Source organism: Thauera sp. (assembly GCF_047601425.1).
GTDB lineage: Bacteria > Pseudomonadota > Gammaproteobacteria > Burkholderiales > Rhodocyclaceae > Thauera.
Genome location: NZ_JASGJL010000002.1, coordinates 432,666 through 451,519, shown reverse-complemented (window position 1 = coordinate 451,519; position 18,854 = coordinate 432,666). Strand labels below are relative to the sequence as shown.

General features: G+C 66.1%; 20 protein-coding genes. 13 read left to right on the top strand and 7 right to left on the bottom strand.

The features are described from left to right. Positions 1–34 precede the first annotated feature (34 nt). The gene (locus tag QM748_RS18665) at positions 35–712 is read right to left on the bottom strand and encodes a TetR/AcrR family transcriptional regulator (protein ID WP_415248488.1); all 678 of its coding nucleotides are present in this window, start codon (positions 710–712) and stop codon (positions 35–37) included. 142 nt (positions 713–854) lie between these two features. Between QM748_RS18665 and QM748_RS18660 the strand changes: the two genes are divergently transcribed. After that, complete coding sequence (locus QM748_RS18660; RefSeq protein ID WP_415248487.1) at positions 855–2,681, top strand: ABCB family ABC transporter ATP-binding protein/permease; 1,827 nt, start codon at positions 855–857, stop codon at positions 2,679–2,681. A 20-nt stretch (positions 2,682–2,701) separates the two neighbouring features. After that, a complete protein-coding gene (locus QM748_RS18655; RefSeq protein ID WP_415248486.1) occupies positions 2,702–3,703 on the top strand; it encodes an asparaginase in 1,002 nt (333 codons plus the stop codon). A gap of 3 nt (positions 3,704–3,706) precedes the next feature. Here the strand turns inward: QM748_RS18655 and QM748_RS18650 are convergent, their stop codons facing one another. Next, a complete protein-coding gene (locus tag QM748_RS18650; RefSeq protein WP_415248485.1) occupies positions 3,707–4,648 on the bottom strand; it encodes a CysB family HTH-type transcriptional regulator in 942 nt (313 codons plus the stop codon). A gap of 105 nt (positions 4,649–4,753) precedes the next feature. On the opposite strand from QM748_RS18650, the gene QM748_RS18645 reads away from it, so the two are divergent. From QM748_RS18645 to QM748_RS18615, 7 genes are all read left to right on the top strand, one after another. Then, positions 4,754–5,533, top strand: a complete 780-nt coding sequence (locus QM748_RS18645; RefSeq protein WP_415248484.1) for a sulfite exporter TauE/SafE family protein — start codon at positions 4,754–4,756, stop codon at positions 5,531–5,533. 77 nt (positions 5,534–5,610) lie between these two features. Further along, positions 5,611–7,299 carry a nitrite/sulfite reductase gene (locus QM748_RS18640; protein ID WP_415248483.1) on the top strand — a complete coding sequence of 563 codons (1,689 nt, stop codon included), beginning with the start codon at positions 5,611–5,613 and terminating at the stop codon, positions 7,297–7,299. After that, positions 7,292–7,843: a DUF934 domain-containing protein gene (locus QM748_RS18635; RefSeq protein WP_415248482.1), complete on the top strand. Its 552-nt coding sequence runs from the start codon at positions 7,292–7,294 to the stop codon at positions 7,841–7,843. The genes QM748_RS18640 and QM748_RS18635 overlap by 8 nt, the downstream gene beginning before the upstream one ends. Continuing rightward, positions 7,843–8,613, top strand: a complete 771-nt coding sequence (locus QM748_RS18630; RefSeq protein WP_415248481.1) for a phosphoadenylyl-sulfate reductase — start codon at positions 7,843–7,845, stop codon at positions 8,611–8,613. The genes QM748_RS18635 and QM748_RS18630 overlap by 1 nt, the downstream gene beginning before the upstream one ends. A 61-nt stretch (positions 8,614–8,674) precedes the next feature. Continuing rightward, positions 8,675–9,589 (top strand): sulfate adenylyltransferase subunit CysD, encoded by a 915-nt coding sequence (gene cysD, locus QM748_RS18625; RefSeq protein WP_415248480.1) that lies wholly within the window; start codon positions 8,675–8,677, stop codon positions 9,587–9,589. 437 nt (positions 9,590–10,026) lie between these two features. Next, positions 10,027–11,307: a sulfate adenylyltransferase subunit CysN gene (gene cysN, locus QM748_RS18620; protein WP_415248479.1), complete on the top strand. Its 1,281-nt coding sequence runs from the start codon at positions 10,027–10,029 to the stop codon at positions 11,305–11,307. 118 nt (positions 11,308–11,425) lie between these two features. Continuing rightward, entirely contained in the window at positions 11,426–11,827 is a 402-nt protein-coding gene (locus tag QM748_RS18615) for an RNA-binding S4 domain-containing protein (protein ID WP_415248478.1), read from the top strand. 17 nt (positions 11,828–11,844) lie between these two features. Here QM748_RS18615 and QM748_RS18610 read toward each other — a convergent pair whose 3' ends face one another. The 5 genes from QM748_RS18610 to QM748_RS18590 form a co-directional block, all read right to left on the bottom strand. Continuing rightward, positions 11,845–12,189: a cupin domain-containing protein gene (locus QM748_RS18610; RefSeq protein WP_415248694.1), complete on the bottom strand. Its 345-nt coding sequence runs from the start codon at positions 12,187–12,189 to the stop codon at positions 11,845–11,847. Between the two features lies 1 nt (position 12,190). Then, the gene (locus QM748_RS18605; RefSeq protein ID WP_415248477.1) at positions 12,191–13,066 is read right to left on the bottom strand and encodes an AEC family transporter; all 876 of its coding nucleotides are present in this window, start codon (positions 13,064–13,066) and stop codon (positions 12,191–12,193) included. A gap of 95 nt (positions 13,067–13,161) precedes the next feature. Further along, positions 13,162–14,496, bottom strand: coding sequence for an ATP-dependent protease ATPase subunit HslU (gene hslU / locus QM748_RS18600; RefSeq protein ID WP_415248476.1), 1,335 nt, complete (start codon positions 14,494–14,496; stop codon positions 13,162–13,164). 10 nt (positions 14,497–14,506) lie between these two features. Then, positions 14,507–15,043 (bottom strand): ATP-dependent protease subunit HslV, encoded by a 537-nt coding sequence (hslV, locus tag QM748_RS18595; protein WP_068639493.1) that lies wholly within the window; start codon positions 15,041–15,043, stop codon positions 14,507–14,509. A 46-nt stretch (positions 15,044–15,089) separates the two neighbouring features. Next, complete coding sequence (locus QM748_RS18590) at positions 15,090–16,244, bottom strand: STAS domain-containing protein (RefSeq protein WP_415248475.1); 1,155 nt, start codon at positions 16,242–16,244, stop codon at positions 15,090–15,092. A 180-nt stretch (positions 16,245–16,424) separates the two neighbouring features. Between QM748_RS18590 and ybgC the strand changes: the two genes are divergently transcribed. From ybgC to QM748_RS18570, 4 genes are read left to right on the top strand one after another with little or no spacing between them, the layout of a single operon-like run. Continuing rightward, positions 16,425–16,859 (top strand): tol-pal system-associated acyl-CoA thioesterase, encoded by a 435-nt coding sequence (gene ybgC, locus QM748_RS18585; protein ID WP_415248474.1) that lies wholly within the window; start codon positions 16,425–16,427, stop codon positions 16,857–16,859. Beyond that, on the top strand, positions 16,856–17,524 hold the full coding sequence (tolQ, locus tag QM748_RS18580) for a protein TolQ (RefSeq protein WP_415248473.1): 669 nt from the start codon (positions 16,856–16,858) through the stop codon (positions 17,522–17,524). Before ybgC ends, tolQ begins: the two co-directional genes overlap by 4 nt. An 18-nt stretch (positions 17,525–17,542) precedes the next feature. Next, positions 17,543–17,959: a protein TolR gene (tolR, locus tag QM748_RS18575; RefSeq protein ID WP_415248472.1), complete on the top strand. Its 417-nt coding sequence runs from the start codon at positions 17,543–17,545 to the stop codon at positions 17,957–17,959. Next, entirely contained in the window at positions 17,956–18,852 is an 897-nt protein-coding gene (locus QM748_RS18570) for an energy transducer TonB (RefSeq protein ID WP_415248471.1), read from the top strand. The genes tolR and QM748_RS18570 overlap by 4 nt, the downstream gene beginning before the upstream one ends. Positions 18,853–18,854 lie beyond the last annotated feature (2 nt).

Below are 18,854 nucleotides of genomic sequence, written 5' to 3'. Positions count from 1 at the left end.
CTCATGCCGGGGTGCCACCCCGGTCGTTCTCCAGTCAATCCGTTTCCGCTGCGCCAAGATCCGGCAGCGGAGCACGCAGTCCGCCGAGCAGGAAACTCATCAGGCGCGGCAACATCCGCGACGGCGGCTCCTCCTCGCGAGGCAGCCCTGCCATCGCATAGACGCTTTCGACACCCGCTATCGCAAAAGACATCGCACCCATCATGTAATGGAAGCGCCACATGATCTCGTCACGCGGCACTCCCGGCAGGGACCGAAACAGCGCCGTCAGGAAGCGGTCCATCACCTCGGCGTATTCCTCGGCGAGAAACTGGCGCACGAAGGCGTTGGGTTCGTTATAGGTGCGACTGAGCAGGCGCATGAAAGTGCTGCCGCCGTGCTCGGTATCCGCCGCCAGCTCCAGCGCCGTGCCGAAGAAGGCCTCGACGATGCGGCTGGGCTTGATCGTCTCGCCGCCTGCTTCCGCCTCCAGCCGATCGAGCGCCGCCAACCGGGTTTCGTTCAATGCCGTCAGGCGGCGGCGGAACACGGCCTGGATCAGCGCGTCCTTGCTGCCGAAGTGATAGTTCACCGCCGCCAGATTGGCATTCGCCGCACTGGTGATCATGCGCATCGACGTGCCTTCGAAGCCATGCTCCATGAACAGCCGTTCGGCGGCATCGAGGATGCGATCGCGCGTTTCGGACTGCGGCAGGCGTGGCTCGGAGGACATCGGCAACCTCAATTCAAACGTTTGTTTGAATCATACGTTCAATTTATTTGATGTCAAGCACGATTCATCGAACAGCTTGCGGTTTGACTCACCACGGCCCGGGCAACAGAATCGCGCGCTTGCCGCCCATCCTGACGACGCCATGAGACGCTCCTCCGCCACCGCCCTGCCCGGCCCCGAACCCACCGAGCGCCACGACTGGCAGACGCTGAAAAGCCTGTTCCCCTTCATCTGGGCCTACAAGGGCAGGGTGATCTTCGCGCTCGGCTGCCTGCTGGCGGCCAAGGGCGCCAACGTGACGGTGCCGATCGTCTTCAAGCACCTGATCGACGATCTGAGCATCACCCGCGAACAGGCTTTCATCGTCGTGCCCGCCGCACTGCTGCTCGCCTATGGCGTGTTCCGCTTCTCGACCTCGCTGTTCACCGAGCTGCGCGAGATCGTCTTCGCCCGCGTCACCCAGCAGGCCGTGCGCGAGATTTCGCTGCGCGTGTTCCGCCACCTGCATGCACTGTCGCTGCGCTTCCACCTGGAGCGCCAGACCGGCGGCCTGACGCGCGACATCGAGCGCGGCACCCGTTCGATCGGCTCGCTGATCAGCTACACGCTGTACTCGATCCTGCCGACGCTGATCGAGATCAGCCTTGTCATCGGCATCCTGCTGGTGCAGTACGACCCGGTGTTCGCACTGATCGCACTGACGGCCCTGACCGTCTACGTCGTGTTCACGATCAAGGTCACCAACTGGCGCACGGCACTGAGACGGCGCACCAACGAACTCGATTCGGCCGCCAACGCACGTGCGATCGACAGCCTGATCAATTTCGAGACGGTCAAATATTTCAACAACGAGGAATTCGAGGCGCGCCGCTACGACGAGCAGCTCGCCAAGTGGATGCAGGCCCAAATCACCAACCAGTATTCGCTGTCCGGCCTCAACATCGGCCAGGCGGCGATCATCGCGGTCGCCGTCACGGCGATGATGTGGCAGGCCTCGATCCGGGTGGCGAGCGGCGAGATGACGATCGGCGACATCGTGCTGGTCAACGCCTTCCTGATCCAGCTATACGCGCCGCTGAACTTCCTCGGCGTGATCTACCGCGAGATCCGCCAGTCGCTGACCGACATCGAGCGCATGTTCGGGCTCATGGGCCAGCACCGCGAGATTGCCGATGCGCCGGATGCGCTCACGCTGCCCCCTGGCCCGGCGAGCGTGCGCTTCGACAATGTCGGCTTCGCCTACGACGCCAAGCGGCCGATCCTGTTCGACCTCGGCTTCGACGTTCCCGCCGGCAGCACGGTGGCGGTCGTCGGCCATTCCGGCTCGGGAAAATCGACCCTGGCGCGCCTGCTGTACCGCTTCTACGACGTGCAGCAGGGCGCGATCCGGGTCAATGGCCACGACATCCGCCAGTTGTCGCAGGACAGCCTGCGCGCGGCGATCGGCATCGTGCCGCAGGACACCGTGCTGTTCAACGACAGCCTGTTCTACAACATCCAGTACGGCCGCCCCAGCGCGAGCCGGGAGGAAGTCGAAGCCGCGGCGCGCGCTGCCCAACTGGAAGACTTCATCCGCCAGTTGCCGGACGGCTACGAAACCCGCGTCGGCGAGCGCGGCCTGAAGCTGTCGGGCGGCGAGAAGCAGCGCGTCGCGATCGCCCGCGCGCTGCTGAAGAACCCCGCGATCCTGATCTTCGACGAGGCCACCTCGGCGCTGGACTCCCGCACCGAGAAAGCCATCCAGGCCCAGATCGAACGCGCCGCCGAGGGCCGCACCGCGCTGGTCATCGCCCACCGGCTATCGACAATCATGAATGCGGACGAGATCATCGTGCTCGACGGCGGCCGCATCGTCGAACGCGGCCGGCACGGCGCCTTGCTGGCAAGCGGCGGCGCCTATGCGCAGATGTGGCTGCTGCAACAGCAGGAAGAAAGCATGCCTGCAGCGCCGCAGCAGGCCGGTTCCTGAAGACGGAAGGGAAGACGAAGATGAACGCACGCAGATCCCGCATCGCCCTCGTCGCCACCGGCGGCACCATCGCCGGCACCGCCGCGTCAGCCACCGACACCGCCAACTACACTGCCGGGCAGCTGGGTGCCGCAGAGCTGCTCGACGCCGTGCCGCAGCTGGCCGCACTGGCCGAGCTGCGCGCCGAACAACTATTCAACATCGACAGCAAGGACATGGGGCCAGCCCACTGGCTGCCTCTGCTGCGGCGCGTGCAGGCGCTGGCCGACGACGACGCCATCGACGGCATCGTCATCACCCACGGTACCGACACCCTGGAAGAAACCGCTTATTTCCTCCATGTCGCGCTCAGCACCGGCAAACCAGTGGTGATGACCGCGGCGATGCGTCCGGCCACCGCCCTGTCGGCCGACGGCCCGCTGAATCTCTACCATGCCGTGCAGCTTGCCTGCCGCCCCCTCGCCGGGCGGGCAGGCGTACTTGCGGTACTGGGCGACCGCATCCTGCCTGCGGCGCTGCTGACCAAGCGCCATCCATCCGCGATCGACGCCTTCAGCTCCCCTGCTGCCCTGACCGTCGATGCCAGCGACACGCAGCTGCAGGCCTTTCCTTCCTCTCGCCACCACCACATCGACCTGCCCATCGAAGTGCAGGCGCTGCCGCCCGTCGAATTGCTGACGGTGAGTGCAGGCAGCTCCCCCGCGCTGGCTGCAGCCGTGGTGCGCGCCCTGGCCCGCGCCAACCTGATCGCCGGACGCGCCGGCCTGGTGCTGGCGCTGCCGGGCAATGCCAGCCTGCCGGCGGCGTGGGAAACCGTGCTCACTGAAGACCTGCCGCCGGCAGTGCCGGTCGTACTGGCCAGCCGCTGCGGCGCCGGCGCGACTCCACACCGTATCGACCGCCCGGGCAACTGGCTGCAATGCCGCTCGCTCGATCCGCTGAAAGCGCGCGTCCGCCTGATTGCCGGCCTCGCCGCCGGACTGCGCGGCGCCCGCCTGAAGCGCTGGTTCGAGCGCGTCTGACGGTCAAAGCCCAGGATCGCTGCCGCCGCCGATCAGCGCGCTTTCGACGATTCGCCGCGACAGGTGTGGCGCAAAGCCTTCGATGAAGGCGAAGACATAAGTGCGAAGCCAGGCCCGCTTGCGCAGGCCGATACGGGTGGTACTGGATTCGAACAGGTGCGACGCATCCACCATGCCCAGCCGCCTGTCCTCTTCCGCGTCATAGGCCATGCGCGCGAGGATGCCGATGCCCAGGTCCATTTCCACATACTTCTTGATCACGTCGGAATCGATCGCCGACAGCACCACGTTGGGCTTCAGCCCGCGCCCGAGAAAGGCCTTGTTGATCAGGCTGCGGCCGGTGAAGGCGTCGTCGTAGGTGATGATCGGATAGCGGGCGATCGCCTCCAGCGTCAGCGGCGACTCGTGCAGGATGGGATGGCGCGGCGTGGCGACCACGCAGCGGTTCCACTGATAGCAGGGCAGCATCACGAGATCCTCGTAATCGGCGATGGCCTCGGTGGCGATGCCGATGTCGGCCACGCCATCCAGCACCATTTCAGCCACCTGGCGCGGGTTGCCCTGGTGCAGCGACAGTTTCACCTGCGGATAACGGCGCATGAAGTCCCGCACCACCGCCGGCAGCACGTAGCGCGCCTGGGTATGGGTGGTGGCAATGCTCAGGCTGCCCACCGTCTCGTTGGCAAACTCGCTGCCGACCTGCTGCAGGTCGTCGAGGTCGCGCAGCACCCGCTCGGCAATCGCCAGCACCGCCCGTCCCGGCTCGGTGACGGCGACCAGGCGCTTGCCGTGGCGCTCGAAGATCTCGATGCCCAACTCGGCTTCGAACTGCCGGATCTGCTTCGATACGCCAGGCTGCGAGGTAAACAGCGCATCGGCAGCTTCCGTGACGTTGAGCCCGCGGCGCGCAACCTCATGGATATAGCGAAGTTGCTGAAGATTCATTTCCTCGCCTCACATATAACTTTCAATTCTAAAAGTCTAACCGCAAACCACTTTCTATAGCTAAACTGAAGCTCTACGATCCGCGCACTTCACAGGATGCCCTTCATGGATTTTGCCTACACCATTGCCGGATTTGCCGTGGGCGCCATCGTCGGCCTGACCGGCGTCGGCGGCGGCTCGCTGATGACACCACTGCTGGTGTTGCTGTTCGGCATCCATCCATCGGTCGCGGTCGGCACCGACCTGCTGTATGCCGCCATCACCAAGGCGGGGGGCACGCTCGCCCACGGCCTGAAGGGCACGGTGGACTGGAAGATCACCCGCCTGCTGGCCACCGGCAGCATCCCGGCCGCAACGATCACGCTGATCCTGGTCGGCCGCTACGCACCGGGCGGCATCGAGGGCGCCGCCAGCCTGATCAAGGTGGCGCTCGGCATCGCGCTGGTACTGACCGCCGTCGCGCTGATCTTCCGCAAGCGCATCCAGGCTTTTGCCCTCGCCCGCTTCGGCGGTGAACCCGATCCGGCGCGCACCGCGCGCCTCACCATCCTGACCGGCGCGATCCTCGGCGTGCTGGTGTCGATCTCGTCGGTGGGTGCCGGCGCGCTTGGCGTCACCGCGCTGTTCTTCCTGTATCCGACGATGCCCGCGCTGCGCATCGTCGGCTCGGACATCGCCCACGCCGTGCCGCTGACCGCCGTCGCCGGCGTCGGCCACTGGATGCTCGGCAGCGTCGATTGGCTGCTGCTCGGCAGCCTGCTGGTCGGCTCGCTGCCCGGCATCTGGCTCGGCAGCCATATCTCGACCAAGGTGCCCGACCACTTCCTGCGCCCGATCCTGGCCACCATGCTGGTGCTGGTCGGCGCCAAGCTGATCGCCCACTGACACCACGGCGCAGGCACGCGGCCTGCGCCTCAGCAAATTCCCCTCAGAATCCCCCGAAACCCAGAGAGACGAACCCCATGTACAGATACGACGAATACGACCAGCGCATCGTCGATGAGCGCGTCGCCCAGTTCGCCGATCAGACGCGGCGCTACTTCGCCGGCGAACTGAGCGAAGACGAATACCGCCCGCTGCGTCTGCAGAACGGCGTCTATATCCAGCGCCATGCGCCGATGCTGCGCATCGCCGTGCCCTACGGCAACCTGGACTCGAAGCAGCTGCGCATGCTCGGCCACATCGCCCGCCGCTACGACCACGGCTATGCCCACGTCACCACGCGCCACAACATCCAGTTCAACTGGCCCAAGCTGGAAGACGTGCCCGAAATCCTCGGCCTGCTCTCCAGCGTGCAGATGCACGCCATCCAGACTTCGGGCAACTGCATCCGCAACGTCACCTCCGACCCCTTCGCCGGCGTCGCCGCCGACGAGATCGCCGACCCGCGCCCGTGGTGCGAGATCCTACGCCAGTGGAGCACCTTCCATCCGGAATTCGCCTTCCTGCCGCGCAAGTTCAAGATCGCGGTGAATGGCGCCAGGCAGGACCGCGCGCTGATCCAGGCACACGACATCGGCCTCGACATCGTGCACAACGAGGCCGGCGAACTCGGCTTCCGCGTGCTGGTGGGCGGCGGCCTGGGCCGCACGCCGATCATCGGCGCGGAGGTCTCCAGCTTCGTGCCCTGGCAGCAGATCCTCAACTACTGCAGCGCGATCCTGCGCGTCTACAACCTGCACGGCCGCCGCGACAACGCCTACAAGGCGCGCATCAAGATCCTGGTGAAGGCGCTCGGCGTGGAAGAATTCGCCCGCCAGGTCGAAGCCGAGTTCGTCCATCTCAAGGACGGCCCGTCCACGCTGACACAGGCCGAGCTCGACCGCGTCGCCGGCCGCTTCGACGATCCGGTGCTGGCGCCGCTGCCGCAGGATGCCGGCTACCGCAGCCATCTGGCCGAGAACAAGGCTTTCGCCGCCTGGGCACGGCGCAACGTGCGCGCTCACCAGGTGCAGGGCTACGCCAGCGTGGTGCTGTCGCTGAAGCCCTACGGCGTGGCGCCGGGCGATCTCACCGCCGACCAGTTCGACGCCATCGCCGACCTCGCCGACCGCCATGCCTTCGGCGAAGTGCGCAACACCCACGAACAGAACGTGCTGCTCGCCAGCGTGCGCGAAGCCGACCTGTTCAAGGTCTGGCAGCAGGCGCGCGAGCTGGGCCTGGCGACGCCGAACGTCGGCCTGCTGACGGACATCATCTCCTGCCCCGGCGGCGACTTCTGTGCCCTGGCCAACGCCAAGTCGATCCCGATCGCCAACGCGATCCAGGACCGCTTCACCGACCTCGACTACCTGTACGATCTCGGCGAACTCGAACTGAACATCTCCGGCTGCATGAACGCCTGTGGCCACCACCACGTCGGCCACATCGGCGTGCTCGGCGTCAACAAGAACGGCCAGGAGTTCTACCAGGTGACGATCGGCGGCTCGCAGGGCAACCAGGCCTCGCTGGGCAAGGTGATCGGCCCGTCCTTCGCCGCCGCCGAGATGCCGGACGTGATCACTTCGCTGATCAACAACTTCATCGACAACCGCCACGAAGACGAACGCTTCATCGACACCGTGCGCCGCATCGGCATCGACTCGTTCAAGACCCGCGTCTATGCCGAACGCGCTGCACGCCTCGAAGCCCGGGAGACCGCCAATGCCTGACATCATCAAGAACGGCCTCATCCAATCCGACGACTGGCAGGTGCTGCGCCTGGCCGAAGGCGACACCGCAGCCGAAGCCGCGCTGCCCGCCGGCCGCGTCATCGTGCCGCTGGCCGTGTGGCAGGCACGCCGCGACGAACTGCAACCGAAGGCCGAAGCCGGCGTGCTCGGCATCTGGCTGGCCGGCAACGAAGACCCCTTCGCCCTCGAAGCCGACCTGCCGCTGCTGCAGCTAGTCGCGGTGGATTTCCCCAAGTTCGCCGACGGCCGCGGCTATTCGATCGCCACGCTGCTGCGCACCCGCCTGGGTTACGGCGGCGAGCTGCGCGCGATCGGCGACGTGCTGCGCGACCAGTTCTTCTTCATGCTGCGCTGCGGCTTCAGCGTGCTGCAGCCGAGCGAAGGCAAATACACCACCGCCCAGCTCGAAGCCGCGCTGGCCAGCCTGAAGGCTTTCAGCAATCCCTACCAGGGCGCGGTCGACGTGCCCGAGCCGCTGTTCCGCCGCCAGCCGCGCACCCCGCTGCAGAAGGATGCCGCCTGATGAACGCCACGGTCTCCCTGCTGCGTCGCCCCCCGAGCAACCCGGCGACCCAGCCTGAACTGACCGAAACCCTGCGCGCCACGGTCAGCGCCAAGGCCGCTGCCGCACTCGCCCTGCTGCGCGAGTCGGTGGCTGAATTCGGCACCGCCGGCGAGCTGACCTTCGCCAACAGCTTCGGCGCCGAGGACATGGTGCTGACCGACCTGATCCTGGCGAACGCGCTGCCGATCGAGGTCTTCTCGCTCGACACCGGCCGCCTGCCGGCCGAGACCTACACGCTGATGGGCGAGGTCGAGCAGCGCTACGGCAGGAAGCTGAAGGTTTTCTTCCCCGAGTCCGCGTCGGTGGAGAATTTCGTCCGCAGCCATGGCATCAATGCCTTCTACGACTCGATCGAGTTGCGCAAGGGCTGTTGCGGCGTGCGCAAGATGGAGCCCCTGCGCCGCGCCTTGGCCGGCAAGAAGGCGTGGATCACCGGCCTGCGCGCCGCCCAGTCGGTGACCCGCAGCGGCCTGCCCTTGCGCGAGTTCGACCAGGGCAACGGCCTCGAGAAGCTCAATCCGCTGTCGGACTGGAGCGAAACCGAGGTGTGGGCCTACATCCGTCTCAACGAGGTGCCCTACAACGCGCTGCACGATCAGTTCTATCCCAGCATCGGCTGTGCCCCCTGTACACGCGCCATCGCCTTGGGCGAGGACGTCCGCGCCGGGCGCTGGTGGTGGGAAGACCCCGAAACCAAGGAGTGCGGCCTGCACGCCAAGAAGGGCTGAGGCTGGCCGCTGCACGCTCCCACACGCCCCCCGAACACGCATTCGAAACGGTAATCACATCATGTCGACGCTGACCAAACAGACGCTTTCCCATCTCGACTGGCTCGAAGCCGAAGCCATCCACATCCTGCGCGAAGTCGCCGGCCAGTGCTCGAACCCGGTGCTGCTGTTCTCCGGCGGCAAGGATTCGATCTGCCTGCTGCGCCTGGCCGAGAAGGCCTTCCACCCGGGCCGCTTTCCCTTCCCGCTGATGCACATCGACACTGGCCACAACTACAAGGAAGTGACCGATTTCCGCGACAAGCGCGCCGCCGAACTGGGCGAGCGCCTGGTCGTGCGTTCGGTGGAGGACTCGATGGCGCGCGGCACCGTGGTGCTGAAGCATGCCGACGAGTCGCGCAACAAGCATCAGTCGGTGACGCTGCTGGAGGCGATCGAGGAGTTCGGTTTCGACGCCTGCATCGGCGGCGCCCGCCGCGACGAGGAGAAGGCGCGCGCCAAGGAGCGGATCATGAGCTTCCGCGACGAGTTCGGCCAGTGGGACCCGAAGAACCAGCGCCCGGAGCTGTGGAACCTGTACAACGCCCGCAGCCACAAGGGCGAGAACATCCGCGCCTTCCCGATCAGCAACTGGACCGAGCTGGACGTGTGGCAGTACATCCAGCGCGAGCAGCTGGAGCTGCCGTCGATCTACTTCGCCCACGTCCGCCCGGTGGTGCGCAAGAACGGCCTGCTGCAGCCGGTGACCGAGCTGACGCCGGCCAAACCGGGCGACAAGGTCGAAGACGTCCAGGTGCGCTTCCGCACCGTCGGCGACATCACCTGCACGGCGCCGGTGGAATCGAACGCCGACACGGTGGAAAAGATCCTCGCCGAGACGGCGACGACGACGATCACCGAGCGCGGCGCGACGCGCATGGACGACCAGACTTCCGAGGCCTCGATGGAGCAGCGCAAGAAGGAAGGGTATTTCTGAGCGGTGTTTCCTTTGTGCTCGACCTCCGTGCAAAAGGCCGCGCACGGGGTATTCACTCCGAGGCTGCACCGCTACGCGGTGCTGGGCGGAGATTACGCAAATGCGCGCCCTTCGGGCTCGGACAGTCCTCGCCTCTCCGCGAATACCCCGCACACGTCCCGGAACGCTCAGTGGGTCACAAAGGTAAATCAAAGGCTATCCAGTCATAGCTGAGCCTACCAGCCAGCGACAAGCCGAGCCGGTGACGTGTGGGGTGTTCCTGGCGCAGGCGAGGACTGTCCGAGTGAGCGAAGCGAGCGAGTTCCGCAGCCTGCAGAAGGAACACCCCGCGCGGCACCGGCGGATCGAAGCCATCAGACGAACAACGCTACGTAACCAGCAAGCTGCTCACGACAGCACAGCGAACGAACTCTCAAAAGCTTGAAGGAACCATGACCATGTCCGCACCCGAACAACTGCCCGAGATCGACAACGGCCTGCTGCGCTTCCTGACCTGCGGCAGCGTCGATGACGGCAAGAGCACCCTGATCGGCCGCCTGCTGTTCGACAGCAAGACCATCCTCGCCGACACCCTCAACGCCATCGAGAAGACCTCGGCCAAGCGCGGCATGAGCGCGGTCGACCTGTCGCTGCTCACCGACGGCCTGCAGGCCGAGCGCGAGCAAGGCATCACCATCGACGTCGCCTACCGCTACTTCTCCACCGGCCGGCGCAAGTACATCATCGCTGACGCACCGGGCCACGAGCAGTACACCCGCAACATGGTCACCGCGGCCTCCACCGCCAACCTGGCCATCATCCTGGTCGATGCGCGCAAGGGCGTGCTCACCCAGACCCGCCGCCACTCCTACCTCGCCAGCCTGGTCGGCATCCCGCACCTGCTGGTCGCGGTCAACAAGATGGACCTGGTCGACTACGACCAAGCCGTGTTCGAGCGCATCAAGGCCGACTACCTCGCCTTCGCCGACAAGCTCGGCATCAAGGACGCGCGCTTCATCCCGATCTCGGCGCTGGCCGGCGACATGATCGTCGACCGCGGCGATCGCCTGTCCTGGTACGACGGCCCCACGCTGCTCGACATCCTCGAGAACGCCCCCGCCGCCCACACCGAGCAGGCCGAGGACTTCCGCTTCCCGGTGCAGTTCGTCTGCCGCCCGCAGGACTCGGCCAACCCCGAGCTGCACGACTACCGCGGCTTCATGGGCCGGGTGGAATCGGGCGAAATCGCCGTCGGCGACAGCGTCACGGTGCTGCCCTCAGGCGCCGCCAGCAAGGTCAGGCGGATCGAGATCGGCGGTCTGCCGCTGGAACGCGCGATCCACGAACAGTCGGTGGCGCTGCTGCTGGAAGACGAGATCGACATCTCGCGCGGCGACCTCATCGTCAAGTCCGCCGAAGCGCCCGAGCCGGTCAAGCAGATCGACGCCACCATCTGCTGGCTGTCCGAAACCCCGCTGTCGCCGGCGCGCACCTACCTCGTGCGCCACACCACGCGCGAAGTGAAGGCCAAGGTCGCCAGGATCGACTACCGCCTGGACGTAAACACGCTGGAGCAGGAAAGCGTTGCCGGCCTGGCGATGAACGACATCGCCCGCGTCACGCTCAAGCTCGCCCAGCCCATCGTCGCCGACCGCTATGCGGACAACCGCGCCACCGGCGCCTTCATCATCATCGACGAAAGCACCAACAACACCGTCGGCGCAGGGATGATCGGATAAGCCGCGCCAGGCCAGGCCGGGCCGCGTAGCACTGCAGCGCTTGAGCCTTTGCCCCGATACACGGGGCCACCGATAATGTCGGTGGCCCCGTGTCCTTTTTCAGATCTCCGCAACCGCCATGCCTGACCGTCCCGCCGCCGACAACGCCCGCACCCGCCTCGACAAGTGGCTGTGGGCGGCCCGTTTCTTCAAGCACCGCACCGCGGCGACGGAAGCGGTCGATGGCGGCAAGGTCAGGCTCAACGGCCTCGCGGCCAAGCCTGCCCGCGAGGTCAAGGCCGGCGACCGCATCGATATCACGATCGGCGAGGAAACACGCACCGTCGTCGTGCGGGCGATCGCCGACAAGCGCGGCTCCGCGGCGATCGCACAGGCCTTGTACGAAGAAACACCGGAAAGCGCCGAACAGCGCGAGAAGGCGCGCGAGCTGCGCAAGTTCGCCGCCACGCCGGGCGCCGACCTGCACGGCCGCCCGACCAAGCGCGACCGCCGCCGCATCGACCGCTTCAGCGGCTTGTGACGGCTGGCCGCAGGATTTCAGCCACGCGCGGGCTCGCCATGCACGGCCAGCCAGACCGTGGCCGGCGCGGTCGACTCCACCCTGTGCCGGCAGCCGGCCGGGATCTCCACCCAGTCGCCCGGCAGCAGCCCGATACGCTCGCCGTCGGCAAAACTCAACTCGGCTTCGCCCTGCAACAGCACGACCCATTCGTCCGCGGCCTGGTCGTACCAGAAGCCCGGCGGGCTGGCATGGCCGTGCGAGACGATGCGCTCGACGCGGCAGGCGCCGCTGCCGAACAAGGTCTCGAAATGCTCGTCGGCAGCCGCAACGGGCAGTGCTGCGTAGAGATTGCCCCGCCTGGGAGTTCGCGCGACGCCCATGTCAGGCAAGTACCATCGCCAGCGCGATCGACAGGAAGACCAGTGCCGCAAGGTTGCCGATCAGCACCATCGACGCCACCTTGTCCGGCTCCTGGCCGTAGCGCTCGGCGAACATGTAGTTCAACACCGCCGGCGGCAGCGCGCCAAACACCAGCAGCAGCGCTTGTTCGCGCGGCGGCAGTTCGATCAGCAGCATGATGAGCCAGGCCAGCAGCATGCCGGCCACCGGACGCAGTACCGCGCCGAACACGCCGAAACCGACCGCGGAGATACGCGAACTCGCCAGGCGCACGCCGAGGCCGAACAGCATCAGCGGAATCGAGATTTCCCCGAGCATGCGGATCGCGGTCAGCAGCGGCGGCCAGACCTCGATGTGCAGCAGGCTGACGGCCAGGCCGAGGAAGGTCGCCATCACCGACGGCACTTTCCATACGGTGAAGAAGTTGACGCGGCGGTCGAACAGCCAGGCGCCAAAGGAAAAGTGGATCAGGTTGGAGACCATGAACAGCACCACCATCGGCGCCAGCGCGGCTTCACCGAAGGCCAGCACGGCCAGCGGCAGGCCGAGGTTGCCGCAGTTGTTGAACATGATCGGCGGCACCAGGGTCTTCGGCTCCATGCCGGCCACGCGCGCGACTGCCCAGGCCACCAGGCCCGAGCCGACCACCATCAGCAGGGTGGCAGCGGCCAGCGGCAGGTAGGCGCTGACGTCGAAGGCCTTGTTGGCGAGCGCCGCAAACACCAGCGCCGGCACGAACACGTCCATGTTGAGCTTGTTGGCCTGCGACAGATCCGGCTTGACGCGGCGGCCGACCACATAGCCCAGCGCGGTGATCGCAAACAGCGGGAAGAGAATTTCGACAATGCGGATGAGCATGGGAAAATTCGCGGCAAGAAGACTTGGTCCATGAACGGGAACGCCCCGGCGACGGACTCATCCGCTGCCGGGGCGCATGCAGCAGGCGAATAGGCTCAGAGCACGTAGCGCGCCAGGTCTTCCCGCTGCGCCAGCATGTCGAGCCGGCCATCGACGTAGGCCGCATCGATCACGATCTTGCCGAGCGTGGCCTTGCCCGCCTCGAAGGACAGTTCTTCGAGCAGCTTCTCCATCACCGTATAAAGACGGCGGGCGCCGATGTTCTCGGTCTTCTCATTCACCTGGTAGGCGATCTCCGCCAGCCGGCGGATGCCCTCGGAGGTGAATTCGAGCTCGACGCCATCGGTCGCCAGCAGCGCTTCGTACTGGCGCGTCAGGCAGGCGTCGGTGCTGGTGAGGATGCGTTCGAAATCCCCGACCGACAGCGACTCGAGCTCGACGCGGATCGGAAAACGGCCCTGCAGCTCCGGGATCAGGTCGCTCGGCTTGGACAGGTGGAAGGCGCCGCTGGCGATGAACAGGATGTGGTCGGTCTTGATCATGCCGTACTTGGTCGACACCGTCGTGCCTTCGACCAGCGGCAGCAGGTCGCGCTGCACGCCCTGGCGCGACACGTCGGCGCCGTGGGCGTCGCTGCGGGCGGCGATCTTGTCGACTTCGTCGAGGAAGACGATGCCATCCTGCTCGACCGAGCGAACCGCTTCGAGCTTCACTTCTTCGTCATTGATCATGCGCGCGGCTTCCTCGTCGGCAAGCAGCTTCAGCGCTTCGCGGATCTTCAGCTTGCGCTGCTTCTTCTTGCCGCCACCCAGGTTCTGGAACATGCCCTGGATCTGATGGGTCAGCTCCTCCATGCCCGGCGGTGCGAAAATCTCCGCCTGCATCGACGGTGCCGCCACTTCGATCTCGATCTCCTTGTCGTCGAGCTCGCCTTCACGCAGCTTCTTGCGGAATTTCTGCCGCGTCGCCGTATCCTGCTGCGGCTCGGGTTCGGCGTTGAAGCCCATCGAGCGCGCCGGCGGCAGCAGCGCGTCGAGCACGCGGTCCTCGGCGGCGTCGAGGGCGCGGTCGCGCACCCGCTTCATCGCCCGCTCGCGGCCGTCCTTGATGGCGATTTCCATCAGGTCGCGGATGATGGTGTCCACGTCGCGGCCGACGTAGCCCACTTCGGTGAACTTGGTCGCCTCGATCTTGACGAAGGGCGCGTTCGCCAGCCGTGCCAGGCGGCGGGCGATCTCGGTCTTGCCGACGCCGGTGGGGCCGATCATCAGGATGTTCTTCGGCGTGATCTCGCTGCGCAGCGGCTCTTCGACCTGGGCTCGGCGCCAGCGGTTGCGCAGGGCGATGGCGACGGCCTTCTTGGCCTTGTCCTGGCCGACGATATGCTTGTCGAGTTCGGAGACGATCTCCGGCGGGGTCATCTGGGTCATGCGTTCGCTCTCAATCCAGCACTTCGATGGTGTGATGGTGATTGGTGTAGATGCAGAGGTCGGCGGCGATGCCGAGCGCCTTGGAGACGACTTCGGCCGGTGCCAGTTCGGTGTTCTCGATCAGCGCGCGCGCCGCCGACTGCGCATAGGCGCCGCCGCTGCCGATGGCGACGATGCCCTGCTCGGGCTCGAGCACGTCGCCGTTGCCGGTGATGATCAGCGAGTGGTCGCGGTCGGCGACCGCCAGCATCGCCTCCAGCCGGCGCAGCATGCGGTCGGTGCGCCAGTCCTTGGCCAGTTCCACCGCCGAGCGCAGCAGGTTGCCCTGGTGCTTGTCGAGCTTGGCCTCGAAGCGCTCGAACAGCGTGAAGGCATCTGCCGTGCCGCCGGCGAAGCCGGCCAGGATCTGGCCGTCGTACAGCGTGCGCACCTTGCGCGCCGAAGCCTTGATGACGATGTTGCCCAGCGTGACCTGGCCGTCGCCGCCGAGGGCGACGCGATTGCCGCGCCGCACCGACAGGATGGTTGTACCGCGATATTGTTCCATGACGATTCCCCGCCGGCTCGCGGCCGGCGTTGCTAGATGTGGAAGTTCAGTGGCGCAGCGTGACGTGCGCGACCTGGTCGACGCTCATGACGCGCAGCAGCGCCGCGACCATGGCATTGACGTTGAAGAGGGTCACGAGTTTACCCTGCGCCTTGACCGTGGCGAGCATGTTGAACAGCAGGCCGGCACAGACGAAATCGACCCGCTGCAGCTGGGCACAGTCCACCTTCAGCTCGCTGCGTTCCGCCGCCAGGCTGGCGAGCCGCTTCAGCGACTCGTTCGAGGCGCCGCACAGTTCGCCGCACAGACGGGGCACATCGTCGCCCAAGGCCGCATCCGTACCGGCCTCGGCGCGTTTCGGCACTGCCACCGCGATCCCCTTCCACGACGGCGGCGATTCCTCGAAGGTGATGGCATAGTCGATGGCGAGGTTTTCGAAGCGCTCCTGGTCGCCGGTGAATTGCAACAATTCGAGCAGCAGCAGCCAGGTGTCGCGCCCCTCCGCCCGGCCCACGTCGGCTCGCCGCGCCAGATCCTCGATGAACGGTTCGACGCTCGACAGGCTGAGCTTGATACGCTCGGCCAGCAGTTCCTCGAGCAGCCTCAGCAAGGCAGCACAGCCGGCATCCGGGACATTGCGCAATTTGCCCACATCGATGCGCACAGCCCCGCCGCGACGTGCAACGGCAGCGATCTGGCTCAGCTGGGTCTCCCCCTGGCCTGCCAGACTGCCCGACAGGCCCACCGTCGGCATGCGTTCCCCGCCTGCCCGCCCCCCTTGGGGAGACAGATCCACCCATGGCGGCGGCGAGCGCTCGAAGCGCATGGCATAGTCGAGCACGCGGGCCTCGAAACGCTGATCCTGGCCGGTAAGGCGATACAGGTCCAGCAGCATCATCCACAGCCCTTCGCCCGTCGTCGCCTTCGGGTCGTCGAGCGTCGCCGTCAGCACCTGCTCGGCTTCGGCCACGCTGCCATTGGCATAGAGGATTGCGGCCTCTTCGAATACCGCGCCGATGCCGGTCCCGACCTCCTGGACCTCCACTCCGCCCGAAGCCGTGGACAGACCGCGGTCGGCGCCGCTGAAATCGAGTTCGGACAGCACGGTCGGCGGAGGACGCACGGCCTCGCTGGAATCTCCAGCCGATCCGGTCTGCCGCTCACCGCCCGGCCGCTTCCGGCCGAAAAAGGAAAGTGCCACGCTGCGCTTCGTCCCAAGTATTTGCCACGGGTTCCAGAAACCCTCTCAGAGGATAGCATTTCCCGCAATCTACCTGCGAAAACAGGTCCGCGCCGAGACATTCGCACGGATTACGTTTTGTAAATGTCCTCATCTTCAAACGCCACTGGACGGCCCCATAGGCTCAGATAGAATGCTGCAATGCAACCAGAAATTGCCGCTGCTTCGTCCGCCCTGCCGATCCGTGTCTATTACGAAGACACCGACGCAGGCGGTGTCGTCTACTACGCCAACTACCTGCGTTTCTGCGAACGCGCACGCACCGAATGGTTGCGCGCGCTCGGCGTCGAGCAGCAGGCGCTGCTGGATTCGGCAGGCATCGCCTTCGTCGTGCGCTCGGTCAAGGCGGATTATCTTCAGCCCGCCCGCCTCGACGATTCCTTGCAGGTCGTCAGTCGCATCGCCGCCCTGCGCCGCGCCAGCCTGGTGTTCGACCAGGAAATCCGGCGCGACGGGCAACTTCTGTTCACCGCCCAAGTCCTAATCGCCTGCATCGACCTGCACCGGCAGAAGCCGGTGCCGATGCCGGCCCCGCTGTACACCAATCTGCAGGCCCACTTCGAAAAACTAGCATGACCGTCACTCACGACCTCTCCATCCTCAGCCTCATCAGCCAGGCCAGCGTCCTCGTCCAGCTCGTCATGGCCTTGCTCGCGACCCTGTCGCTGGTGTCCTGGTACTGGATCTTCCGCAAATGGTTCCAGATCCGCTCCGCGCGCACCCAGACCGACGCGTTCGAACGCGACTTCTGGAGCGGCGGCGACCTCAACACCTTGTTCGACTCCGCAACCCGCAACGAGAACGGCGGCATGGAGCGCATCTTCGAATCCGGCTACCGCGAATACACCAAGCTGCGGGCAAAGGGCCACGACCACTCGGCGATCCTCGACGGCGCGCGGCGTGCGATGCGCGCGACCTACCAGCGCGAGGTCGATGACCTCGAAGCCCACCTCGCCTTCCTCGCCTCGGTCGGCTCGGTGTCGCCCTACATCGGCCTGCTCGGCACCGTGTGGGGCATCATGAATTCCTTCCGCGGGCTTTCCAGCGTCGGCGCTGCCACGCTCGCCCAGGTCGCCCCGGGCATTGCCGAAGCGCTGGTCGCGACCGCGATCGGCCTGTTCGCGGCGATTCCCGCCGTCGTCGCCTACAACCGCTTCGCGCATGACATCGACCGTCTGGGCATCCGCTTCGAAAGCTTCATCGAGGAATTCTCCAACATCCTGCAGCGCAACCTGCGCTGACGGACACGGAGAACCGCCATGCGCCAACGCCGCCTGATGAACCAGATCAACGTCGTGCCATACATCGACGTGATGCTGGTGCTGCTGGTGATCTTCATGGTCACCGCACCGATGATCCAGCAAGGCACCATCGACGTGCCCTCTGCAGGCGCCGGCACGCCGCCGCCGAAAGCCGAGGCCCTGGTCATTGAAGTGGATGCCGCCGGCAAGCTCGCACTACGGGCCAGCAACAGCGGCACGTCCCGCCCCTTGCGCAACGACCAGTTGGAGCCGGCACTGCAGGAAGCGCTGCAGAAGAACCCGGACCAGGCATTTCTCGTTGCGGCCAACAGCAAGCTGGACTACCAGAAGGTGATCGACGTTCTCGAAGTCGCCCGCGGCGCCGGCGTGCGCAAGATCAGCCTCGTCACCCAGAGCAGCACATCGCAGAAATGAGGGATCGCGTCGCACCGCCCAGCGAGGCACCGGGCAAATGGCAGTCGCTCGGACTGACCGTTGCGGTCCATCTGGGCCTGTTCCTGTTCCTGTTCTTCGGCATCCGCTGGCAAAGCCCGCCGCCGGCCGGGCTCGAAGTCGGGCTCGTCAGCGCGCCCGACATGGCTGCGCCCGCGCCGAAGCCGGCCCCCAAGCCGGAACCGAGACCCGAGCCGAAACCGGAACCCAGACCCGAGCAGCCCAAGCCTGCACCTGAGCCCAGGCCGGAGCCGAAACCCGAGCCCAGGCCCGAACCGCCCAAGCCGGCGGTCAAGCCCGAGATCGCCACCAAGGCGCCGGAGAAAAAACCGGAACCGAAACCTGAACCAAAGAAGCCGGCCCCCAAGCCCGAGCCGAAAACCGAACCGAAGAAACCGGAACCAAAGCCTGTACCCAAGCCTGAGCCAAAGCCACAGCCACAGCCACAGCCGAAACCGGAGCCCAAACCACAGCCCAAGCCCGCGCCGGACGACGATTACATGAAGCAGTTGCTGAACAAGGAAGCACAGGCCGCGCAGGACGCCCGGCTCGAAGGCATGCTGCGGCAGGAGGCTGCGCGTGCAGGCATGCAGGGCGACATGGACAAGTACAAGCTGGCCATCGCCACCAAGGTGCGCGGCAAGCTGCTGCGGCCCCCCGGCCTGACAGGAAACCCGGAGGCCACTTTCGAGGTCGACCAGTTGCCGGGCGGCGAAGTGCTCGACGTGCGTCTCAAACGCTCATCCGGCGTTCCTGCGCTGGACGATGCCATCAAGCGCGCGATCCTGGGAGCGAGCCCTTTGCCGCTGCCTGCCAACCCGTCCCTGTTCCAGCGCACGCTCGAACTCAAATTCCGTCCGCTGGCCGACAACTAAGC

What these genes read in the sequence shown, in the direction of transcription:
- QM748_RS18605 (WP_415248477.1), bottom strand. Translation starts at nt 13,066, where the DNA reads ATGCTCATCCGCATTGTCGAAATTCTCTTCCCGCTGTTTGCGATCACC.
- QM748_RS18655 (WP_415248486.1), top strand. Translation starts at nt 2,702, where the DNA reads ATGAACGCACGCAGATCCCGCATCGCCCTCGTCGCCACCGGCGGCACC.
- QM748_RS18610 (WP_415248694.1), bottom strand. Translation starts at nt 12,189, where the DNA reads ATGGGCGTCGCGCGAACTCCCAGGCGGGGCAATCTCTACGCAGCACTG.
- QM748_RS18645 (WP_415248484.1), top strand. Translation starts at nt 4,754, where the DNA reads ATGGATTTTGCCTACACCATTGCCGGATTTGCCGTGGGCGCCATCGTC.
- cysN (WP_415248479.1), top strand. Translation starts at nt 10,027, where the DNA reads ATGTCCGCACCCGAACAACTGCCCGAGATCGACAACGGCCTGCTGCGC.
- QM748_RS18665 (WP_415248488.1), bottom strand. Translation starts at nt 712, where the DNA reads ATGTCCTCCGAGCCACGCCTGCCGCAGTCCGAAACGCGCGATCGCATC.
- QM748_RS18650 (WP_415248485.1), bottom strand. Translation starts at nt 4,648, where the DNA reads ATGAATCTTCAGCAACTTCGCTATATCCATGAGGTTGCGCGCCGCGGG.
- cysD (WP_415248480.1), top strand. Translation starts at nt 8,675, where the DNA reads ATGTCGACGCTGACCAAACAGACGCTTTCCCATCTCGACTGGCTCGAA.
- tolQ (WP_415248473.1), top strand. Translation starts at nt 16,856, where the DNA reads ATGACCGTCACTCACGACCTCTCCATCCTCAGCCTCATCAGCCAGGCC.
- hslU (WP_415248476.1), bottom strand. Translation starts at nt 14,496, where the DNA reads ATGACCCAGATGACCCCGCCGGAGATCGTCTCCGAACTCGACAAGCAT.
- QM748_RS18615 (WP_415248478.1), top strand. Translation starts at nt 11,426, where the DNA reads ATGCCTGACCGTCCCGCCGCCGACAACGCCCGCACCCGCCTCGACAAG.
- QM748_RS18640 (WP_415248483.1), top strand. Translation starts at nt 5,611, where the DNA reads ATGTACAGATACGACGAATACGACCAGCGCATCGTCGATGAGCGCGTC.
- ybgC (WP_415248474.1), top strand. Translation starts at nt 16,425, where the DNA reads ATGCAACCAGAAATTGCCGCTGCTTCGTCCGCCCTGCCGATCCGTGTC.
- hslV (WP_068639493.1), bottom strand. Translation starts at nt 15,043, where the DNA reads ATGGAACAATATCGCGGTACAACCATCCTGTCGGTGCGGCGCGGCAAT.
- QM748_RS18660 (WP_415248487.1), top strand. Translation starts at nt 855, where the DNA reads ATGAGACGCTCCTCCGCCACCGCCCTGCCCGGCCCCGAACCCACCGAG.
- QM748_RS18635 (WP_415248482.1), top strand. Translation starts at nt 7,292, where the DNA reads ATGCCTGACATCATCAAGAACGGCCTCATCCAATCCGACGACTGGCAG.
- QM748_RS18630 (WP_415248481.1), top strand. Translation starts at nt 7,843, where the DNA reads ATGAACGCCACGGTCTCCCTGCTGCGTCGCCCCCCGAGCAACCCGGCG.
- tolR (WP_415248472.1), top strand. Translation starts at nt 17,543, where the DNA reads ATGCGCCAACGCCGCCTGATGAACCAGATCAACGTCGTGCCATACATC.
- QM748_RS18570 (WP_415248471.1), top strand. Translation starts at nt 17,956, where the DNA reads ATGAGGGATCGCGTCGCACCGCCCAGCGAGGCACCGGGCAAATGGCAG.